The sequence below is a fragment of the Streptomyces sp. sk2.1 genome (assembly GCF_008120935.1).
Classification (GTDB): domain Bacteria; phylum Actinomycetota; class Actinomycetes; order Streptomycetales; family Streptomycetaceae; genus Streptomyces.
The window spans coordinates 1-3068 of record NZ_RDBO01000034.1 but is presented as its reverse complement, the minus strand read 5'-3'; the positions used below and the strand labels follow the sequence as shown (position 1 = coordinate 3068).

Annotated in this window: 3 protein-coding genes and 1 pseudogene; 3 read left to right on the top strand and 1 reads right to left on the bottom strand. The window is 74.9% G+C overall.

Annotated features, from left to right (window positions below; all coding sequences use genetic code 11):
• The first annotated feature begins 21 nt into the window (after positions 1-21).
• The 3 genes and pseudogenes from EAO76_RS13595 to EAO76_RS13585 form a co-directional block, all read left to right on the top strand.
• The gene (locus EAO76_RS13595) at positions 22-1593 is read left to right on the top strand and encodes an HtaA domain-containing protein (RefSeq protein WP_148836198.1); all 1572 of its coding nucleotides are present in this window, start codon (positions 22-24) and stop codon (positions 1591-1593) included.
• A gap of 85 nt (positions 1594-1678) precedes the next feature.
• Positions 1679-2374 (top strand): PhzF family phenazine biosynthesis protein, encoded by a 696-nt coding sequence (locus EAO76_RS13590; RefSeq protein ID WP_262375445.1) that lies wholly within the window; start codon positions 1679-1681, stop codon positions 2372-2374.
• Positions 2375-2381: 7 nt separating this feature from the next.
• Positions 2382-2639: pseudogene (locus EAO76_RS13585) on the top strand (PhzF family phenazine biosynthesis protein); the annotation flags it as partial.
• 18 nt (positions 2640-2657) lie between these two features.
• Here EAO76_RS13585 and EAO76_RS13580 read toward each other — a convergent pair.
• The coding region (locus EAO76_RS13580; protein ID WP_148836196.1) for a heme oxygenase (biliverdin-producing) at positions 2658-3068 on the bottom strand (411 nt) is incomplete at its 5' end.

Here is a 3068-nt window from a genome sequence, read left to right as displayed (position 1 = left end):
CCCCAGAGGAGTCCCACGACCATGGCAGCCACCCGCCGCCCCATAGCCCTCGCCGCCGCCGTCGCCACGGCGGCCGCCCTCGGCGTGAGCGCGCTCGTCCTTCCCGCGACCGCGGCCACGACCGCGACGACCGCCGACGGTGCCGCSGCGGCACCGAAGCTGGAACTGAAGGACGGCACGCTGGAATGGGGCCTCAAGGAGTCCTTCCGCAAGTACCTCGCCGCACCGTTCTCCGGCGGGAAGATCACCGTCCAGGACGGCGCCACCCAGGCATCCGGCAACGGCGTGTTCACCTTCGTCGACGGCAAGGGAACGTACGACAAGGCCACGTACGCCACCGACACCGCCTTCAAGGGCGGCGTCCACTTCTACGCCCACGACGGCGAGCTCGACATCACGCTCTCCGACGTGAAGCTCGCCACGGCCGGCACCGGCGGCGCGATCACCGTGGACGTCACCACCCCGAAGGGCACCAGCGACGACGTGAAGTTCGCGGCCCTGGACCTCTCCGGGGTGAAGCCGGGCCAGGGCGCGGACGGCGCGATGGTCTTCGAGGACATCCCGGCGACGCTGACGAAGGCCGGCGCCGAGGCGTTCCAGGGCCAGTACAAGGAGGGCGAGGTGCTCGACCCGGCCACCCTCTCGGTGAAGGCGGTCGTGCCCCCGTCCCCCGACCCGAGCACGGAGCCGTCCCCCGAACCGTCCACGGAGCCGTCCACCGGCCCGTCCACGGAGCCGAGCGGCGGGCCGACCTCGTCCACCGCCCCGTCCCCCGACCCGTCCGGTTCCTCCTCCACCGAACCGGCCGCCGAGCCGGGCGAGATCCTCGACGGCACCCTGGACTGGGGCGTCAGGAAGTCGTTCCGCGCGTACGTCACGGGCCCGATCGCCCGGGGCCGGATCGAGACGACGGCCGGTGCCACCGCCTCCGCCGGCGGCTACCGCTTCCCCGACGCCACCGGCCGCTTCGACGCCGAGAAGCAGACCCTCACCGCGAAGTTCGACGGAAAGGTCCGCTTCCTGGGCCACGAGGAGGACGGCGAGTACACCCTCGACCTCTCCCTGGCCGACCTGGAGGTCCGGGTGGACGGGGCGAAGGGCACGCTCGTCGCGGACGTCACCTCCAAGGACCGCAAGACCAAGGAGGTCTCGGTGCGCACCGGCCTCGCCCTCGCCGACCTGAAGCTCCCCAAGGGCGAACTCGCCGCGAAGAAGGGCGTGCTGAAGCTCTCCGGCGTCCCGGCGACCCTCACCGCCGACGGCGCCGGGGCGTTCGCCGGGATGTACAAGAAGGGCGAGCCGCTCGACGCGCTGACCGTCGCGGTCGCCCTCGACAAGGACGCCGAACTCCCCGGCGCCGAAAGCGGCTCCGGCACCTCCGGCACCGCGGGCGGCGGCACTGCCGCCACCGGTGGCGGCAGCGTGGGCGGCGGATCGGCCGGCGGCTCTGTCGGCGGCACGGTCGGGGGCTCGGGCGCCCTCGCCGCCACCGGCTCCGACCTCCCGGCCGGTGCGCTGATCGCCGCCTCGGGTGTCGTCGTGGCGGCCGGTGCCGGGGTCGTGGTCGCCGCCCGCCGTCGCCGCACCGCCTGACCCGCCCGCCCCGAAGGAGGGTGGTCCCGCCCGGGTGACGGACCGTTCGCACGGCCGCCGCCCGGGCGGATGCTTGAATGCGCACGTGAACGACAGCGACTTCGACAGGCCCGCGGGCATCGACGTACTGCGGGTGTTCTGCGGACCCGACGGCAGGCACGGCAACGCCCTCGGGGTCGTGCGCGACGGCCGCGCGTACCCCGACGAGACGTCCCGGCAGGAGCTGGCCCGCCGGCTCGGGTTCAGCGAGACCGTGTTCGTCGACGACCCCGAGCGCGGGCACCTGGACATCTACACCCCCGGGCTCCGCCTCCCCTTCGCCGGGCATCCGCTCGTCGGCGCCGCCTGGCTGCTCGACCTGGAGATCCTGGAACTGCCGGTCGGGGACGTGTTCGCCCGCCAGGACGGGGAGTTCACCTGGATCACCGCCCGCCCCGAGTGGGCGCCGCCGCGCCTGCTGGAGCGGTACGCGTCGGTCGCCGAGGTCGAGGCGCTGACCGGACCCCCGCCGGGCGAGGGCTGGCTGTACGTGTGGGCCTGGGAGGACGAGGCGGCGGGCCGGGTCAGGGCGCGGGCGTTCCCGAGGCGCGACGACGGGATCGTCGAGGACGAGGCGACGGGGGCGGCGGCCCTGCTGCTCAGCGCGCGGCTGGGGCGCGCCCTCAACATCATCCAGGGGCGCGGCTCCCAGCTCCTCACCGCGCCCGCCCCCGACGGCACGGTGGAGATCGGGGGCCGCGTCGCACTGGCCGGCGCGGCCGAGCACGTGCCGCACGCATGACGACGCGCTGTACGTGTGGGCCTGGGAGGACGAGGCGGCGGGCCGGGTCAGGGCGCGGGCGTTCCCGAGGCGCGACGACGGGATCGTCGAGGACGAGGCGACGGGGGCGGCGGCCCTGCTGCTCAGCGCGCGGCTGGGGCGCGCCCTCAACATCATCCAGGGGCGCGGCTCCCAGCTCCTCACCGCGCCCGCCCCCGACGGCACGGTGGAGATCGGGGGCCGCGTCGCACTGGCCGGCGCGGCCGAGCACGTGCCGCACGCATGACGACGCGGCGGGCGGACGCTACGCGCTGAGCGGGAACACCTCGCCCAGCTCCCGGAACACCGCCGTGTTCAGCGCGAACGCGCGCTTGCACTCGTCGACGACGCGCTGCTTCTCCAGGTCGTCCGCGGCCAGCCCGTCCAGCAGCTCGCGGTAGTCCCGCTTGAACGAGGCGGGGTTGGGGATCTGCTCGAAGACGTAGAACCGCACGCCGTCGCCCTTGCGCGCGAAGCCCCAGGCGCGCTCCGCCCGGTCGCGGATGATCTGGCCGCCCGAGAGGTCGCCGAGGTAGCGGGTGTAGTGGTGCGCGACGTATCCCGCGGGCCAGGAACGGGCGCACTCGGCGACCCGGGCGGCGTACGCGGCGGTGGCGGGCAGCGGCTCCAGGCCCGCGTGCGGCGGTGGCGGGCAGCGGCTCCAGGCCCGCGTGCC